This window comes from Curvibacter sp. APW13 (assembly GCF_032337135.1).
Taxonomy (GTDB): Bacteria; Pseudomonadota; Gammaproteobacteria; order Burkholderiales; family Burkholderiaceae_C; genus Allorhodoferax.
Window position 1 is genome coordinate 238374 of record NZ_JAVXZZ010000003.1, and the last position, 15673, is coordinate 254046.

Here is a 15673-nt window from a genome sequence, read left to right on the forward strand (position 1 = left end):
AGTCCAAGGCCAAGTTTTTTGGTGGTTATGCGTTTGGCGCATAACCATTGGGAGGCGCCTCAGGCACCTCAGGCGCTGATGCTGAGGATGCGTCCGGTGGTCTGGCCCAGCGCGTTCTTGGCTGCGGCGGCGTTCGGGTTGCTCTTGAGCGGATTGCCCGCCGCGGCAAACTTGTCGGCGGCGGCGGTGTACATGCGCACCAGGAACTCCTGCGTGGGTGGGTCCACCTGCGACTGGCTGGCCAGACGCGGCGAGGAGTACACGTCGGCATCCAGGCGCGGCGCAGGTGCCTTGGGCTTGAGCGGTGCGTCGGCAGGGGCGGTGGCGGTGCTTTGGGCTTGCTCGGCGGCGCGCTCGGCTTCCAGGCGGCGCTGGCGCGCCAAGGCCTCGGCCGACTCGGCCTCGCGCCGTGCCTGCGTGGCCCGGCTCTGCATCAGGCTCTGCTGCAGGCTCAGCGTTGCGCTGTTGGTGCCGCCTATGGTGGCCATGGCCATGGCCGTGTCTCGGGTGGGGTGTGGGCGCTCAGGCCGTCACGTTGAGCAGGCGGCCGGTGGAGTGGCCCTGCGTGTTCACCACAGGCCGGTTTTCCTTGGCCCGCTCGCGGGCACGGGCCTCGTCGGCGGCCTGCTGCTGCTGGCGCGCTGCCTGGTCACGCTGCTCCGTCTTGCGCTGCGCCTGCAGTGCCTCGGTGCGCTGGTTGGTTTTCGACCGTGAAACTTCCATAAGCCCTCCAAAAGCCGCGTTGTTCGCGCTGGACAATTTTAGGGAGTTGGGGCAGGAAATTCAATGTGGTGCGCAGTGTCCGCAGCTATGGCTGCTTGCCGAGCAGTACCCGCTGGTTGGTGAAGTCGATGCCGCTGGTGGGTTGTCCCTTGAGCGTGGTGACGGGAAAGCGTTCGTCTGCAAATTCCCACCTTGCGGCCTTGCCGTTGGGCAAAATCCGTTGGTCGGGCGGGGTCTTGTTGATGGTGACCACCCACTCGATCAGCACCGTGTCGTCCTTGACCTGGTGGATCAGGGTCGCGGCGTCAAAGTCGCCAAACATGCGCTCTCGCTTTTCTCGTTGCCACTGCAACTCAATGCGGTGGGTACGGAAGTACTCGCGCATGATGGGGCGCAGATCGATGTTTTCCAGAATGAACTCGCGCCCGTCCTTGAGTTTCCAGCGCACATGCAGAGGCCAATAGGCGGTCAACAGTCCCATGGTGGCCCCGGTGCCGAGAGACGGGGTGTCGCGACCCCACCAGAGCACATCTTTCTGTGGGGAGTACTCAGATTGGGCGATTTCTACATTGGCAAAATTCTCAAAGGTTTGCCCGTAGCCCCAGTTGTATCCGTTCAGTCCGCCCGGGAATACGTCTGGCTCCTGGCGTTCGCTGGCGCTCGGCATACCGTCCACCCGCGCGACACCGCTGGTACCCGCACAGCCCCACAGCCCGCCCACCAGCGCCAACAGTCCCAATGCATGCATCCAGCGTTCCATCGGTTCACACTCCTTGTTGCGGCCGATTATCCCTGCCAAATTGGCCCCTGGCCCGCGTATCCATTGCGTAAGCAGCTCCCAATTCCATAGCGACAGGAAAAGCCTCACGCCCCGAACTGCAGCGCCGCCAGCCCCGCGTACACGCCACCGCGCGCCAGCAGCTCGGCGTGGGTGCCTTGTTCGACCACGCGGCCGTGGTCCAGCACCACGATGCGGTCGGCGCGCTGCTGGTCCAACTTACTCCTTGATCCACTGGCTGTTGCGGAAAAACTCCCAGCGTTTATCGAACTCGATGCCGCTGGTGGGGGTGCCTTTGAGGGTTGTGACGAGGTAGCGCTCTTTGGTGAGGTGCCATTGGGTTGCCGCGCCACTGGGGAGAAAACGCTCTTTCACGGGAGTGGTATTTGCAGTAATTACCCACTCGATCAGGACGGTGTCGTCTTTGACTTGGTGTATTAAAGTCGGCTCGTAATCGCTGGCATTCTCGAAGTGCCGCCCCTCCTTCTGCCACTGCAACTCAATGCGGTGGGTTTTGAAGTACTCGCGCATGATGGGGCGGAGGTCAAGCTTGTCCAGCATGAACTCGCGCCCATCCTTGAGCTTCCAGTGCACGCTCAAGGGCCAGTAGGCGGTGAGGCCGAGCATGGTGGCTGAAGGACCGGTGCCATCCGGAACGTCTGATTTCCAGGTGCGTTGAGTGCTGCCGTACGGTGAATAGTCAAACTGGGCTATTGCCACATTGACGAAGTTTTCACGGGTTTGGCCAAGTCCCCAACTGTAGTCCCGCCAACCACCGGGAAACACATCCGGTTCCTGGCGTTCGCTGGCGCTCGGCATACCGTCCACCCGCGCGACACCGCTGGTACCCGCACAGCCCCACAGCCCGCCCACCAGTGCCAACAGTCCCAATGCATGCATCCAGCGTTTCATCGGTTCACACTCCATGTTGCGGCCGATTATCCCTGCAAAATGGGCCCCTGGCCCGCGTATCCATTGCGTAGTCAGCTACCAATTCCATAGCGAAAGGAAAAGCCTCAGGCCCAGAACTGCAGCGCTGCCAGCCCCGCGTACACGCCACCGCGCGCCAGCAGCTCGGCGTGGGTGCCTTGTTCGACCACGCGGCCGTGGTCCAGCACCACGATGCGGTCGGCGCGCTGCTTGTCCAACTTACTCCTTGATCCACTGGCCGTTGCGGAAAAACTCCCAGCGTTTGTCGAACTCGATGCCGCTGGTGGGAGTGCCTTTGAGGGTTGTGACGGGGTAGCGTTCGTCTGAGAAAGTCCATCGATTTGCTGCGCCGGAAGAGGCAAACCGTTGGTTGTAGGGCGTGTTGTTGATCGTGACCACCCACTCAATCAACACGGAATCGTCTTTGACCTGATGCACGAGCGTTGCTTCATAGTCGCCACGTTCACGCTTGCGTCCTTCTCGCTGCCATTGCAACTCAATGCGGTGGGTTTTGAGGTACTCGCGCATGATGGGGCGAAGGTCAAGCTTGTCCAGCATGAACTCGCGCCCATCCTTGAGCTTCCAGCGCACGCTCAAAGGGTGGTAAACGTTGAGGCCGCACATGGTGGCAGAGGGGCCAGTGCCATCAGGTACATCTGACATCCAATTACGTTGGGTACTGACATAGAGCGAGTAATCAAACTGGGCAATTGCCACATTGGCAAAGTTTTCCCGGGTTTGACCGAGGCCCCAGCAGTAATCCCGCCAACCACCGGGAAACACATCCGGCTCCTGGCGTTCGCTGGCATTCGGTGCACCGTCCACCCGCGCCACACCACTTGAGCCCGCGCAGCCCCACAGCCCGCCCACCAATGCCAACAGTCCCAATGCATGCATCCAGCGTTTCATCGGTTCACATTCCTTGTTCCGGCCGATTATCTCTGCCAAATGGGCACCTAGCCCTCGTATCCATTGCGTAGTCAGCTACCAAATCCATAGCGACAGGAAAAGCCTCAGGCCCCGAACTGCAGCGCTGCCAGCCCCGCGTACACACCACCGCGCGCCAGCAGTTCGGCGTGGGTGCCTTGCTCGACCACGCAGCCGTGGTCCAGCACCACGATGCGGTCGGCGCGCTGCACGGTGGCCAGGCGGTGGGCAATGACCAGGGTGGTGCGGTTGCGCATGGCGGACTCCAGTGCTGCCTGCACCACGCGCTCGCTTTCGGCGTCGAGCGCGCTGGTGGCTTCGTCGAGCAGCAGCAGCGGCGGGTTCTTCAAAATGGCGCGGGCGATGGAGATGCGCTGGCGCTGCCCGCCGGACAGGCGCACGCCGCGCTCGCCCAGGAAGGTGCGGTAGCCCTCGGGCAGGGCGGTGATGAAGTCGTGGGCGAAGGCGGCGCGGGCGGCGGCTACCACTTCCTCGTCACTGGCCTCGGGGCGGCCGTAGCGGATGTTCTCCATGGCGTCGGCCGAGAAGATGACGGCGTCCTGCGGCACGATGCCGATGCGGCTGCGCAGGTCGTGCAGCGCCAGTTCCTGCACCGGCACGCCGTCCAGGGCAATGCGCCCACTCTGGGCGTCGTAGTAGCGCAGCAGCAGCTGGAACACGGTGCTCTTGCCCGCACCGCTGGGGCCCACCAGGGCCACGGTCTGGCCGCTGTCCACCCGCAGGTTCAGCTGCGCCAGCGCAGGCTGCGACGGGCGCGAGGGGTAGTGGAAGCCCACATCGGTCAGCTCCACGCTGCTGCCGCCCTGCGTGGGCGGCAGTGCGCGCGGTTGCGCGGGCGACTGGATGGGCGAGCGCTGCGCCAGCAGCTCCATGAGCCGCTCGGTGGCCCCGGCGGCGCGCAGCAGGTCGCCATAGACCTCGCCCAGCACGGCAAAGGCACCGGCCAGGATGATGATGTACAGCACCGTCTGGCCCAGGTGCCCGGCGCTGATGCGCCCGCTGGCAACGGCCTGCGTGCCCAGGTACAAGCCCCACAGCAGCGCCGCGCTGGTGGCGATGATGATGAAGGCCACCAGCACGGCGCGTGCCTTGCTGCGGCCCACGGCGGTGCGAAAGGCCGCCAGCGTGGAGGCCTCGAAGCGGCTGGCTTCGCGTTCCTGCGCGTTGTAGCTTTGCACCACGGGAATGGCGTTGAGCACTTCGGCGGCAATGGCACTGGAGTCGGCAATGCGGTCCTGGCTGGCGCGCGAGAGCTTGCGCACGCGCCGCCCGAAGGCCATGGCCGGCAGCACCACCAGCACCAGGCCCACCAGCACCTGGGCCATGACCACGGGGTTGGTCCACACCAGCATGGCCAGCGCACCCAGGCCCATGACGGCGTTGCGCAGCCCCATGGAGAAGGACGAGCCCACCACGGTCTGCACCAGGGTGGTGTCGGCGCTCAGGCGCGACAGCACCTCGCCGGTCTGGGTGGTCTCGAAGAATTCGGGGCTTTGGGCGATCACGTGGCGGTACACGGCGTTGCGCAGGTCGGCCGAGACCCGCTCGCCCAGCCAGCTGACCATGAAGAAGCGCGCAGCGGAAAAGATACCCAGCGCCACCGCCACGGCGAACAGGGCCATGAAGTGGCTGGGCAGGTCGGCACCGGGGCCCTTGGCCAGGCCCTGGTCGATCAGGTCCTTCAGCGCGGCGGGAAACACCAGCGTGGCCCCGGCCGCGGCCAGCAGCAGCACCAGGGTGAAGGCGATGTGCCAGCGGTAGGGCGTGAGGAAGGGCAGCAGGCCGCGCAGGGCGGTGGGCGGGGCGGAGGCAGGAGGCGTGGAGGTGGTGGCAGAAGTCATGGGGGTCAAAATGGGGTCTGGCCCGCGGTTTGCAAGCGTGGTCAGCTATCAAATATGTAGCGACTGTGCGGAACCGGAATCACCCCAGCATGTCGGCTATGGACTGGCGCGCCGCCCTCAGGTCCCCGGCCAGGGCCTCCACCCACTGCGGGTTGTAGTAGGTGGGCAGGTAGCGTTCGCCGGAGTCGCACAGCAGCGACAGGATGGAGCCGCGCTGCCCTTGCGCACGCATCTCGCAGGCCAGCTGCAGCATGGCGACGAAGTTGGTGCCGGTGGACGGGCCCACGCGCCGCCCCAGCAGGGTGTGCAGCGCCTGCATGGCGGCAATGGACTCGGCATTGCCCACCTGCACCATGCGGTCCACCAGGCTGGGGATGAAGCTGGGCTCCACGCGCGGGCGGCCAATGCCCTCGATGCGCGAACCGGCGCTGGTGAGGGTGGCGTCGTTTAAGCGGTGGTAGTCGTAGAACACCGAGCCTTCGGGGTCGGGCACGCACACGCGCGTGGCGTGGCGCTGGTAGCGGATGAAACGTCCGATGGTGGCGCTGGTGCCGCCCGTGCCCGCCGCAATGACCACCCAGGTGGGAATGGGGTGGCGCTCGCGTGCCATCTGGCTGAACATGCTCTGGGCAATGTTGTTGTTGCCGCGCCAGTCGGTGGCGCGCTCGGCGTAGGTGAACTGGTCCATGTAGTGGCCGTTGCGGGCCTGGGCCAGTGCGCGGGCCGCTTCGTACACCTCGGCCGGGCTGTCCACCAGGTGGCATTCGCCGCCGTAGAAGGCAATCTGGGCAATCTTCTCGGGCGAGGTGGAGCGCGTCATGACGGCCACGAAGGGCAGCCCGATGAGGCGGGCGAAATAGGCTTCGCTCACCGCCGTGGAGCCGCTCGACGCTTCAACCACGGTAGAGCCCTCGTGCAGCCAGCCGTTGCACAGTGCGTAGAGGAACAGCGAGCGCGCCAGCCGGTGCTTGAGGCTGCCGGTGGGGTGGGTGGATTCGTCCTTAAGGTACAGGTCGATGCCTGCGCGCTCGAAGGCCGGCAGCGGCAAGGGGATGAGGTGGGTGTCGGCACTGCGGACGTAGTCGGCCTCGATGCGGGCGATGGCATCAAACAGCCAGGTGCCGCTCATCGCGCCCCCGCCTTGGCCAGGCGCTCGGCCAGTGGCATGCGGGCCTGGCCGGTGTAGGCGTCCAGGCGCTGGCCCATGGCGGTTTCCAGCTGGTCCAGCCGCGCCGAGGTGGCCGGGTGGGTGCTGAAGGTCAGGGCGAAGGCCGGGTTGTCGCCGGTGGTGACGGCCAGCTGCTGCAGCACGGCCAGCAACCCGTAGGGGTCGTAGCCGGCAGCGGTGGCGTAGACCACGCCCACGCGGTCTGCCTCGAACTCGTCGCTCTGGTCCAGACCGCGGGAATAGACCTCGCGCCCCATCTGCAGCAGTTGCTCCTTCAGGGCACCGCTCACGCCGCCGCCCACCTGGGTGGCCAGGGCCTGGGTCAGCAGGCCGCTCTGGGCCGACTTCTGCATCGCCTTGAGGTGGTGCTTGCCCACGACGTGGGCCATTTCATGCGCCAGCACCGAGGCCAGGTCCGCCTCGTCGACCATGCGGTCGATCAGCCCCTTGGTGACGAAGATGTACCCGCCGGGTGCGGCAAAGGCGTTGTAGCCCTCGTCGTCGAGCACGCCGAAGGTCCAGGGCAGGTGCGGGCGCGGCGTCTGCAGGCTGATCCAGCGCCCCAGCCGGTTCACGTAGCGTTGCAGGTTGGCGTTGGGGTGCAGGGGCTTGGCGCCCAGCAGCACGGCGGCCAGGTGGCGGCCGATCTGGATTTCCTTGGGCTCGTCCACGTCCTGCAGTGCCTGGGTGGCCAAGGACGCGATTTCGGTCACGTTGATCGACTTGGTGGGGCTGTTGCTGCCCTGCTGCCCGCCTTTCATGAGGCCTTGCAGCAGGCCGCCGAGCATCTTGCCGGGGTCGTTCTGGGCGAGTGCGGGGGCACTGGCCAGGGCCAATGCGAGGGTAGCCACGGCAGTCAGCGCGGCGAAGGGGCGAGTGGGGGTGCGCATCATTTGCCCTCCTTCTGGAACGAGCCACCCGGGCTGGTTGGGGCGGCGGGGGGATTGGGCGTGGGCAGCAGGGCCACGGTCTGGGCGGCCAGGTGGCGCTCGCTGGCGTAGCGGCGTGCCTGGGCTTCGTCGGCCCGCATCTGCTCCAGCTTGTCCACCGCGGCCAGGTTGGGGGCGGCGTTCTGGATGTCTTCCTTGCTCAGGCCGCGGATGCCGATCGTCGAGGTGGCGGTGGTGGTGCTGCCGGCACTGCTGCCACGGTTCAGGAAGCCGCTCAAGCCCCGCAGGGCACCGGTGAGACCATTGCTGGCAGGGGCCGCGGCACCGCCAGCAGACACGTCGAACATGTGCACCCAGCCGGTCTGGCCGGTGGCAGTCTGTACCTGCATCCAGGGGCCGGTGCGCTGGGTCGTGCGCGTGACGCTGGTGCCGGCGGGCAGGGTGGCCAGCGTGGCACCCGTGGCCGAGGGCTGGTCGCGCAGGGCCGTGGCCTGCTTGGTCTGCAGCGGTTCGTTCTGGGCCTGGGCCAACGGTGTCGTGGCCAGCAGTGCTGCGCACAGGGCGGTGGCGCTGGCAGTCCGGGGAAGACGAGGTTTCATGGCGTGTCTGGGGTGTGGAAGCCGTGCCAGTGTACGGCGCAGGATGCCGATTGCAAATCGCCAGAGGGCTAAAATGACGGCTTCACCGGGGGTGTCCGGCGCGCAGGCGTCGGGCTGAGATTTACCCCATGAACCTGATCTGGGTCATACCAGCGTAGGAAGCGTGAGAAGCCTTGGGGGTTGTGCATTGCAGCCCTTTCGGTGAATCAGTGCTTCGACCACTTTTTTGCCGAAAGCGAGTTACCGAAGTGAATTTCCGTTTTTCCCTGCGTGTTTCCGTGGCTGCCGCCGCGGTGTCTGCCGCCCTGTCCGCCTCTGCCGTCGAACTGCGCGTGCTGGCGCACAGCTCCTACTCCTTGCCCAAGCCGCTGGTGGCCCAGTTCGAACGCGACACCGGCATCCAGCTCAAGGTCACCAAGGCGGGTGACGCGGGCGAAATGCTCAACAAGCTGATCCTCACCAAGGCCAGCCCGATCGCGGACGTGGTGTTCGGCATCGACAACGCGCTGGCAGGCAAGGCACTGGCTGCGGGGGTCATCGACGCCGACGTGGGCGCGCAAGCACAGCGCAAGTCGCAGGCGAGCCTGCCCGCCGGCCTGGTGCCGGTGGACTATGGCTATGTGACGCTGAACTATGACAAGGCCTGGTTTGCCTCCAAGGGGGTGAAGTTGCCGGCCACACTGGCGGCGCTGGCCGAGCCCGCCTACGCCAACCTGCTGGTGGTGCAGAACCCGGCCACCAGCAGCCCCGGCTACGCCTTCCTGTTGGCCACCATCGGCCAGATGGGCGAAGAGGCTGCCTTCGACTGGTGGGCCAAGATGCGCGCCAATGGCCTGAAGGTGGCCAAGGGCTGGAGCGAGGCCTACTACACCGACTTCAGCCGCAACGGCGGCAGCCGCCCGCTGGTGGTGAGCTATTCCACCAGCCCGGCCGCCGAGCTCTTCTACGCCAAGGACAAGCCCACCGAGCCGCCCACCGGCAGCCTGGCCCTGCCGGGTGGCGTGTTCCGCCAGGTGGAAGGCGTGGCGCTGGTGCAGGGCGGCCAGGAACGCGAGGCAGCGCGCAAGTTCATCGACTTCCTGCGTTCCCCTGCGGTGCAGCAGCAGATGCAGACCGTGATGTGGATGTACCCGGTGGAGCCGGGCGTGGCCCGCGATGACGTGATGCGACATGCGCCCGAACCGACGACCTTTGCCGCGCCTTCCGACAAGGACATCGCCGAGAAAGGTGCGGCCTGGGTGGCGCGCTGGACCAAGGTGGTGCTGAAGTAAGCGGTGGTGGTGCGCGGCAACCGGCCCATGGCGGCCCCCGCAGGGCCGGTGCTGGCGGCCGCGCCCGTGCTGGGCTTTTTGGGGGCGGTGCTGGTGGCGCCGGTGCTGGCGCTGCTGGCCCTGGCGCTCACCCAGGGCACCAGCTGGAGCCTGGATGCCTGGCTGGCACCGTGGACGGACGCCTACCTGCGCCAGCGCCTGGTGTGGACACTGGCGCAGGCGCTGGTGACGGCAGGCGCGGCCGTGTTGTTGGGGCTGCCCCTGGCCTGGACCCTGCAGCGCCTCGAATTTCCGGGGCGGCGCGCCATGGCCTCGCTGGTGATGCTGCCCTTTGTGGTGCCGACGCTGGTGGCAGCGCTGGGCGTGCTGGCGCTGCTGGGCACGCGCGGCTGGCTGGCACGCTGGACCGGGCTGTCGTTCGAGTCCGGCGCCGTGCTGCTGCTCTACGGCAACCTGTTTTTCAACCTGTGTGTGGTGGTGCGCCCCACCATGGGCGCCTTGCAGGCGGTGAATGCCACGCTGTGGGCTGCGGCCCGCACCCTGGGGGCGAGTCCCTGGCGGGTGTTCTGGCGGCTGGAGTGGCCGCTGGTGCGCTCGGCCGTGTGGGCGGCGGCCTGCCTGGTGTTCCTGTATTGCTTCAGCGGCCTGGGGCTGGCCCTGGTGCTGGGCGGGCAGCGCTACGCTACGCTGGAAGTGGAGATCTACACGCTGGTGGCGCATGAGCTGGCATTGGGCCCGGCCAGTGTGCTGGCGCTGTGGGTGGCCGCTGGGGGTGTGCTGGTGACGGCTGCCTACGCCCGGCTGGCGGCGCGTGCAGCGGTGCCGCTGCGGGTGCAGCCGCTGGCACGTGCGCCGGTACGCGGCGGTAAGGCGGCACTGCTGGTGCTTTGCAGCTATGCAGTTTTTGTGTTTTTTGTGCTTCTTCCCCTCGCATCCATTGCGTTGGCAGCTATGAATTCGGTAGCGGATTGGGTAGGCCTGTGGGCGGACGAGGAGTTCTGGCTGGCGCTGGGCAATACCTTGCGTTTTACGGCTGCGACGGTGGTGTTGAGCAGTGTGCTGGGCTTGCTGCACGGTCTGGCCGCACACCGTTGGCGCTGGATGCGGGCCTTCCTGTTTGCGCCGCTGGTGGTGTCGTCCGTGATGGTGGGCTTTGGCCTGCTGGTGCTGTACCCGCGCTGGAGTGCCTCGCTGTGGGTGCTGCTGGCGGGCTACACCTTGGTGGCCTACCCGTTTGTCACGCAGTCGGTGGTGAATGCGCTCGACGCCATGCCGCCCCAATGGCTGGCGGCTGCGCGGCTGTTGGGTGCCACACCGTGGCGTGCCTTCGTGCGCGTGACCCTGCCAGTGTTGCTGCCAGCCCTGCGCCGGGGTGCAGCGTTTGCGGCGGCCACGGCCCTGGGTGAGTTTGCCGTCACGCTGTTTCTTTCGCGCCCCGAGTGGACGACGCTCACGACCCTGATCTACCAGCGCCTGGGACGCCCCGGGGCCGCCAACCTGGCACAGGCCCAGGCCTTGGCCGTGGGCTTGCTGGTGTTGGCGTGGAGCATCTTCCGGCTGCTCGAAGGTCGCCCCCAACCGAGGAATGAACATGCTTGAACTGGAATCGGTCTGCAAGACCTGGCGCAGCCCCGCAGGCGAGGTTCGACCCCTGTTGCAGGGGGTCTCGTTGTCGGTGGCGCAGGGTGAAACGGTGGCCTTGCTGGGTGCCTCGGGCAGTGGCAAGAGCACCTTGCTGCGCATCGTGGCTGGTATCGAGCCGCTGGAGTCCGGGGTAGTGCGTATCGACGGGCAAAGCATGCAGGACGTGGCCCCCGAGCGCCGCGGCGTGGGCCTGATCTTCCAGGACTTTGCACTGTTTCCGCACCTCGACGTCTGGGACAACGTGGCCTTCGGGCTGGTGGAGCAGGGAACGCCGAAGGCGGCGGCCCGTGCACAGGCGCAGGCCATGCTGCAGTCCTTTGGTCTGCAGGTGCCGCGCGGGCACCGGGTCTGGCAGCTCTCCGGTGGCGAGCAGCAGCGGGTGGCACTGGCGCGCGCCCTGGTGGTACAGCCCCGTGTGCTGCTACTGGACGAGCCGCTGTCTGCGCTGGACGCCGACTTGCGCCACCAGTTGCGCGCCGATTTCCTGCAGCGCATTGCGCGCCACGGCACCGCCGCGCTGTGGGTCACGCACGATGAGGACGAGGCCCGTGCCGTGGGGCAGCGGGGTTACCGCCTGGTGGAAGGGGTACTGCAGCCCCTGTGGTGAAAGGCGTCAGCCCAGCAGACGTTCCACCGTGGCGAGGCACTGCGCCAGGGCGTCGGGTGCGTCGCAAGGCACGATGGTGCGCTGCGGCATGGAGCGCAGCCAGGTGATCTGGCGTTTGGCCAGTTGGCGCGTGGCAAAGATACCGCGGTCACGCAGTTCGGCCAGGGGCCACTGGCCGTCCAGCATCTCCCAGGTCTGGCGGTAGCCCACGCAGCGCATGGACGGCAGGTCCGGATGCAGGTCGCCGCGCTGGCGCAGGGCCATGACTTCCTGCACCAATCCACCGGACAGCATGGCGTCGAAGCGTTGTGCAATGCGGGCGTGGAGCCAGGCGCGGTCCTGCGGCTCCAGGCTGATCAGGGCGTAGGGAACGGTCGCGCCTGGGTCGGCCGGGTTCTTGGTGCGCGAGTGAAAGGCCGACAAGGGCTGGCCGCTGATGCGGTACACCTCCAGCGCGCGCTGGATGCGCTGGCTGTCCTGCGGTGCCAGCCGCGCCGCGGTGGTGGGGTCTACCTCGGCCAATCGGGCGTGCATGGCGGGCCAGCCGACTTCGGCGGCCTCGGCGTCCAGCGCCGTGCGCACCGTGGCGTCGCTGGGCGGCATGTCGTCCAAGCCGTCGAACAGGGCCTTGAGGTAGAGCATGGTGCCGCCCACCAGCAGGGGAAGGGCGCCGCGCGTGCGGATCTCGTCGATGAGCCGTCGGGCATCCCGCGCAAATTCGGCCGCGCTGTAGGCCTGCAGCGGGTCGCGGATATCGATCAGGTGGTGTGGCACCTGCGCCACTTCTTCCCTGGAAGGTTTGGCAGTGCCAATGTCCATGCCGCGGTAGACCAGGGCGGAGTCCACGCTCACGATTTCGCAGGGCCGCCGCGCAGCCAGCGCCAGCGCGGCGGCGGTCTTGCCGCTGGCAGTCGGGCCGGCAATCACCAGGTAGGCGGGGTGGGCAGGGTTCGGGGAGGGCATGCGCGGGGACGGGCTGGAGGATGGGAGGGAATCATGTTAGAATCGACAGGCTTTGCTGCATGCGGGTAAACCCTGCGCAGAGGAGCGAAATCGCAAACCGGTCCCTCAAGGTGTCGCGCTTCTGTTGTGGAGGCGCGGCGGTGGACCGGATTTTAGACCCAACCTTTGGAGTTATTCATGGCTGTAACTATGCGTGAAATGCTGGAAGCCGGCGTTCACTTCGGGCACCAAACCCGTTTCTGGAATCCCAAGATGGCACCGTACATCTTCGGACACCGCAACAAGATTCACATCATCAACCTGGAAAAGTCGCTGCCGATGTTCCAGGAAGCGGCTGCCTTCGTGCGCCAGCTGGCTGCCAAGCGCGGCAACATCCTGATGGTCGGTACCAAGCGCCAAGCCCGTGAGATCGTGGCGGCTGAAGCCCAGCGCGCTGGCGTGTCCTACGTGGACCAGCGCTGGCTCGGCGGCATGCTGACCAACTTCAAGACCGTCAAGACCTCGATAAAGCGTCTGAAGGACATGAAGGCCCAGCAGGAAGCCGGTCTGGACAACATGAGCAAGAAAGAGCAGCTCATGTTCGCCCGCGAACTGGAAAAGCTGGAAAAGGACATCGGCGGTATCCAGGACATGACCACCCTGCCCGACGCGATCTTCGTGATCGACGTGGGTTACCACAAGATCGCCATTGCCGAAGCCAAGAAGCTGGGCATTCCCCTGATCGGCGTGGTGGACTCCAACCACTCGCCCGAAGGCATTGACTATGTCATCCCCGGCAACGACGACTCCTCCAAGGCTGTGACGCTGTACGCCCGCGGTATCGCTGATGCGATCCTCGAAGGCCGTGCCAATGCCGTGGACGAAGTGGTCAAGGCCGCTGCCGGCGAAGAAGAGTTTGTGGAAGTGAACGAGGCTGCTGCCTGATTGCTGTCCTCGGCTCGAAGAAAGGGGCAGCGTTGCCCCTTTTTTTTAAGTTGTTGAAATACTGAACTGAATTTACGGAGAAACACGATGGCTGCAATTACCGCAAGCATGGTTGCCGAACTGCGCGGCAAGACAGACGCTCCCATGATGGAGTGCAAGAAGGCACTGACCGAAGCCGATGGCGACATGGCCAAGGCAGAAGAGATCCTGCGCGTCAAGCTCGGTAGCAAGGCTGGCAAGGCCGCTGCCCGTATCACCGCCGAAGGCGTGGTGGCAGCTGCCATCGAAGCCGGCGTGGGCGCCATGATCGAAGTGAACTGCGAAACCGACTTCGTGACCAAGAACGACAGCTTCCTGGCCATGGCCAATGCCGCTGCTGCCTTGATCGCCAAGAACAACCCGGCCGACATCGAAGCCCTGGGTGCCCTGGCCTACAGCCAGGACGGCTTCGGCCCCACCCTGGAAGACGTGCGCAAGGGCCTGATCGGCAAGATCGGCGAGAACATGACCTTCCGCCGCTTCAAGCGTTTCGCTTCCGGTGCCAAGCTGGCCACTTACCTGCACGGTACCCGCATCGGCGTGGTGGTGGAGTTTGACGGTGACGACGTGGCCGCCAAGGATGTGGCCATGCACGTGGCTGCCATGAAGCCCGTGTCGCTGACCAGTGCCGACGTGCCTGCCGAGCTGATCGAGAAGGAGCGTTCCGTCGCCACCGCCAAGGCTGCTGAGTCCGGCAAGCCTGCTGACATCGCCGCCAAGATGATCGAAGGTTCGGTGCAGAAATACCTGAAGGAAGTTTCCCTGGTCGATCAGGTCTTCGTGAAGGCTGCCGACGGCAAGCAAACCGTGGGCGCGATGCTCAAGGACAAGGCTACTGCCGTCAAGGGCTTCACACTGTACGTCGTGGGCGAAGGCATCGAGAAGAAGGTTGACGACTTCGCTGCCGAAGTGGCTGCCCAGGTAGCCGCTGCCAAGCAGTCGGCCTAAGACCGTTACACTGCCGACCAGAACAACAGCCACGATCGATATTCAGGAGTTAGCCCATGCATCAGGAAAAGCCGGCCTATAAGCGCATTTTGCTCAAGTTGTCCGGCGAGGCCCTCATGGGTGATGATCAGTTCGGCATCAACCGCGACACCATCGTGCGCATGGTGGAAGAGGTGGCCGACGTGATGCGCCTGGGTGTCGAGGTGGCTGTGGTCATAGGTGGTGGCAACATTTTCCGCGGTGTGGCGGGTGGTTCGGTCGGCATGGACCGCGCCACGGCCGACTACATGGGCATGCTTGCCACCGTGATGAATGCCCTGGCACTGGGCGACACCATGGACAAGGCCGGCCTGACCGCACGCGTGATGTCGGCCATCGGTATCGAGCAGGTGGTGGAGCCCTATGTGCGCCCCAAGGCGCTGCAATACCTGGAAGAAGGCAAGGTGGTGATCTTTGCCGCCGGTACTGGTAACCCCTTCTTCACCACCGACACTGCCGCTGCCCTGCGCGGGGCTGAGATCGGTGCGCAGATCGTGCTCAAGGCCACCAAGGTTGACGGTGTGTACTCGGCCGATCCCAAGAAGGACCCGACCGCGACACGTTACGCCTCGCTCACCTTTGACGAAGCCATGAGTCGCAACCTGGGCATCATGGACGCTGCCGCGTTTGCCCTGTGCCGCGACCAGAAATTGCCTATCAAGGTATTCTCGATCTTCAAGCATGGCGCGCTGCGTCGGGTTGTGCTGGGAGAAGACGAAGGTACCCTGGTACACGTTTGATGTGTTTTGAACGCGCTGCCTTGTCGCTGGCGCGTTTCCTGAGAGGAAATCACCATGACCATTGACGAGATCAAAAAGACCATGGATGGCAAGATGGACCAGTCCATTGCGGCCTTCAAGAACAACCTCTCCAAGGTGCGTACCGGGCGTGCCAACCCCGCACTGCTCGACACCGTGCATGTGGACTACTACGGCTCGATGGTGCCGTTGAGCCAGGTGGCCAACCTTTCCCTGATCGATGCCCGTACCATCAGCGTCCAGCCATGGGAAAAAGGAATGGGTGCCAAGATCGAAAAGGCCATCCGCGAGAGCGATCTGGGCCTGAACCCATCCTCCATGGGTGATCTGATCCGCGTCCCCATGCCGCCGATGACGGAGGAGCGTCGCAAGGAGCTGACCAAGGTGGTGCGTGGCGAAGGCGAAAACGCCAAGGTGGCGGTGCGCAACCTGCGCCGCGATGCCAACGAAGCGGTCAAGAAACTGGTGAAGGACAAGCTGGCATCGGAAGATGACCAGAAGCGCTCCGAAGCCGATATCCAGAAGCTGACCGACCGCCACATTGCAGAAATCGATCGTCTTGTTGCCTCCAAGGAACAAGACATCATGGCGGTTTGATTCACC

The 15673-nt window shown here is 65.4% G+C and carries 19 protein-coding genes and 1 riboswitch; of the genes, 7 read left to right on the forward strand and 12 right to left on the reverse strand.

Features of this window, described 5'->3' with window-relative positions; translation table 11 throughout:
• Positions 1 to 68: 68 nt before the first annotated feature.
• From RQP54_RS14400 to RQP54_RS14450, 11 genes are all read right to left on the reverse strand, one after another.
• On the reverse strand, positions 69 to 488 hold the full coding sequence (locus RQP54_RS14400; protein ID WP_315679077.1) for a hypothetical protein: 420 nt from the start codon (positions 486 to 488) through the stop codon (positions 69 to 71).
• Positions 489 to 522: 34 nt separating this feature from the next.
• Positions 523 to 723, reverse strand: coding sequence for a hypothetical protein (locus tag RQP54_RS14405; protein WP_315679078.1), 201 nt, complete (start codon positions 721 to 723; stop codon positions 523 to 525).
• Positions 724 to 808: 85 nt separating this feature from the next.
• Entirely contained in the window at positions 809 to 1483 is a 675-nt protein-coding gene (locus RQP54_RS14410) for a hypothetical protein (RefSeq protein ID WP_315679079.1), read from the reverse strand.
• Between the two features lie 104 nt (positions 1484 to 1587).
• On the reverse strand, positions 1588 to 1719 hold the full coding sequence (locus tag RQP54_RS14415; protein WP_315679080.1) for a hypothetical protein: 132 nt from the start codon (positions 1717 to 1719) through the stop codon (positions 1588 to 1590).
• Between the two features lies 1 nt (position 1720).
• On the reverse strand, positions 1721 to 2413 hold the full coding sequence (locus tag RQP54_RS14420) for a hypothetical protein (protein WP_315679081.1): 693 nt from the start codon (positions 2411 to 2413) through the stop codon (positions 1721 to 1723).
• Between the two features lie 104 nt (positions 2414 to 2517).
• Complete coding sequence (locus tag RQP54_RS14425; protein ID WP_315679082.1) at positions 2518 to 2649, reverse strand: hypothetical protein; 132 nt, start codon at positions 2647 to 2649, stop codon at positions 2518 to 2520.
• Position 2650: 1 nt separating this feature from the next.
• Positions 2651 to 3340, reverse strand: coding sequence for a hypothetical protein (locus tag RQP54_RS14430; RefSeq protein WP_315679083.1), 690 nt, complete (start codon positions 3338 to 3340; stop codon positions 2651 to 2653).
• Positions 3341 to 3444: 104 nt separating this feature from the next.
• On the reverse strand, positions 3445 to 5220 hold the full coding sequence (locus RQP54_RS14435) for an ABC transporter transmembrane domain-containing protein (RefSeq protein ID WP_315679084.1): 1776 nt from the start codon (positions 5218 to 5220) through the stop codon (positions 3445 to 3447).
• Positions 5221 to 5299: 79 nt separating this feature from the next.
• Positions 5300 to 6349 (reverse strand): PLP-dependent cysteine synthase family protein, encoded by a 1050-nt coding sequence (locus RQP54_RS14440; protein ID WP_315679085.1) that lies wholly within the window; start codon positions 6347 to 6349, stop codon positions 5300 to 5302.
• Positions 6346 to 7278, reverse strand: a complete 933-nt coding sequence (locus tag RQP54_RS14445) for a M48 family metallopeptidase (RefSeq protein ID WP_315679086.1) — start codon at positions 7276 to 7278, stop codon at positions 6346 to 6348. Before RQP54_RS14445 ends, RQP54_RS14440 begins: the two co-directional genes overlap by 4 nt.
• The gene (locus RQP54_RS14450; RefSeq protein WP_315679087.1) at positions 7278 to 7877 is read right to left on the reverse strand and encodes an SH3 domain-containing protein; all 600 of its coding nucleotides are present in this window, start codon (positions 7875 to 7877) and stop codon (positions 7278 to 7280) included. The genes RQP54_RS14445 and RQP54_RS14450 overlap by 1 nt, the downstream gene beginning before the upstream one ends.
• Positions 7878 to 7954: 77 nt before the next feature.
• Positions 7955 to 8056: riboswitch (TPP riboswitch) on the forward strand.
• A gap of 69 nt (positions 8057 to 8125) precedes the next feature.
• Between RQP54_RS14450 and RQP54_RS14455 the strand changes: the two genes are divergently transcribed.
• From RQP54_RS14455 to RQP54_RS14465, 3 genes are read left to right on the forward strand one after another with little or no spacing between them, the layout of a single operon-like run.
• A complete protein-coding gene (locus tag RQP54_RS14455; RefSeq protein WP_315679088.1) occupies positions 8126 to 9148 on the forward strand; it encodes a thiamine ABC transporter substrate binding subunit in 1023 nt (340 codons plus the stop codon).
• A gap of 27 nt (positions 9149 to 9175) precedes the next feature.
• Positions 9176 to 10747, forward strand: coding sequence for an iron ABC transporter permease (locus tag RQP54_RS14460; protein ID WP_315679089.1), 1572 nt, complete (start codon positions 9176 to 9178; stop codon positions 10745 to 10747).
• The gene (locus tag RQP54_RS14465) at positions 10740 to 11399 is read left to right on the forward strand and encodes an ABC transporter ATP-binding protein (protein WP_315679090.1); all 660 of its coding nucleotides are present in this window, start codon (positions 10740 to 10742) and stop codon (positions 11397 to 11399) included. Before RQP54_RS14460 ends, RQP54_RS14465 begins: the two co-directional genes overlap by 8 nt.
• A gap of 6 nt (positions 11400 to 11405) precedes the next feature.
• Here the strand turns inward: RQP54_RS14465 and miaA are convergent, their stop codons facing one another.
• Positions 11406 to 12362 (reverse strand): tRNA (adenosine(37)-N6)-dimethylallyltransferase MiaA, encoded by a 957-nt coding sequence (miaA, locus tag RQP54_RS14470; protein ID WP_315679091.1) that lies wholly within the window; start codon positions 12360 to 12362, stop codon positions 11406 to 11408.
• Positions 12363 to 12539: 177 nt separating this feature from the next.
• Here miaA and rpsB point away from each other — a divergent pair, with 177 nt between their 5' ends.
• The 4 genes from rpsB (at position 12540) to frr (ending at position 15667) form a co-directional block, all read left to right on the forward strand.
• The gene (gene rpsB / locus RQP54_RS14475) at positions 12540 to 13286 is read left to right on the forward strand and encodes a 30S ribosomal protein S2 (protein ID WP_315679092.1); all 747 of its coding nucleotides are present in this window, start codon (positions 12540 to 12542) and stop codon (positions 13284 to 13286) included.
• A gap of 87 nt (positions 13287 to 13373) precedes the next feature.
• The gene (gene tsf / locus RQP54_RS14480) at positions 13374 to 14273 is read left to right on the forward strand and encodes a translation elongation factor Ts (RefSeq protein WP_315679093.1); all 900 of its coding nucleotides are present in this window, start codon (positions 13374 to 13376) and stop codon (positions 14271 to 14273) included.
• A gap of 56 nt (positions 14274 to 14329) precedes the next feature.
• Positions 14330 to 15052 (forward strand): UMP kinase, encoded by a 723-nt coding sequence (pyrH, locus tag RQP54_RS14485; protein WP_315679094.1) that lies wholly within the window; start codon positions 14330 to 14332, stop codon positions 15050 to 15052.
• Positions 15053 to 15106: 54 nt separating this feature from the next.
• Complete coding sequence (gene frr, locus RQP54_RS14490; protein ID WP_315679095.1) at positions 15107 to 15667, forward strand: ribosome recycling factor; 561 nt, start codon at positions 15107 to 15109, stop codon at positions 15665 to 15667.
• Positions 15668 to 15673: the final 6 nt, after the last annotated feature.

Coding starts and splice junctions, on each gene's coding strand:
- tsf (WP_315679093.1), top strand. CDS start 13,374: ATGGCTGCAATTACCGCAAGCATGGTTGCCGAACTGCGCGGCAAGACA.
- frr (WP_315679095.1), top strand. CDS start 15,107: ATGACCATTGACGAGATCAAAAAGACCATGGATGGCAAGATGGACCAG.
- RQP54_RS14465 (WP_315679090.1), top strand. CDS start 10,740: ATGCTTGAACTGGAATCGGTCTGCAAGACCTGGCGCAGCCCCGCAGGC.
- RQP54_RS14445 (WP_315679086.1), bottom strand. CDS start 7,278: ATGCGCACCCCCACTCGCCCCTTCGCCGCGCTGACTGCCGTGGCTACC.
- RQP54_RS14450 (WP_315679087.1), bottom strand. CDS start 7,877: ATGAAACCTCGTCTTCCCCGGACTGCCAGCGCCACCGCCCTGTGCGCA.
- RQP54_RS14440 (WP_315679085.1), bottom strand. CDS start 6,349: ATGAGCGGCACCTGGCTGTTTGATGCCATCGCCCGCATCGAGGCCGAC.
- RQP54_RS14435 (WP_315679084.1), bottom strand. CDS start 5,220: ATGACTTCTGCCACCACCTCCACGCCTCCTGCCTCCGCCCCGCCCACC.
- RQP54_RS14410 (WP_315679079.1), bottom strand. CDS start 1,483: ATGGAACGCTGGATGCATGCATTGGGACTGTTGGCGCTGGTGGGCGGG.
- miaA (WP_315679091.1), bottom strand. CDS start 12,362: ATGCCCTCCCCGAACCCTGCCCACCCCGCCTACCTGGTGATTGCCGGC.
- RQP54_RS14420 (WP_315679081.1), bottom strand. CDS start 2,413: ATGAAACGCTGGATGCATGCATTGGGACTGTTGGCACTGGTGGGCGGG.
- RQP54_RS14430 (WP_315679083.1), bottom strand. CDS start 3,340: ATGAAACGCTGGATGCATGCATTGGGACTGTTGGCATTGGTGGGCGGG.
- RQP54_RS14405 (WP_315679078.1), bottom strand. CDS start 723: ATGGAAGTTTCACGGTCGAAAACCAACCAGCGCACCGAGGCACTGCAG.
- rpsB (WP_315679092.1), top strand. CDS start 12,540: ATGGCTGTAACTATGCGTGAAATGCTGGAAGCCGGCGTTCACTTCGGG.
- RQP54_RS14460 (WP_315679089.1), top strand. CDS start 9,176: ATGGCGGCCCCCGCAGGGCCGGTGCTGGCGGCCGCGCCCGTGCTGGGC.
- RQP54_RS14400 (WP_315679077.1), bottom strand. CDS start 488: ATGGCCACCATAGGCGGCACCAACAGCGCAACGCTGAGCCTGCAGCAG.
- pyrH (WP_315679094.1), top strand. CDS start 14,330: ATGCATCAGGAAAAGCCGGCCTATAAGCGCATTTTGCTCAAGTTGTCC.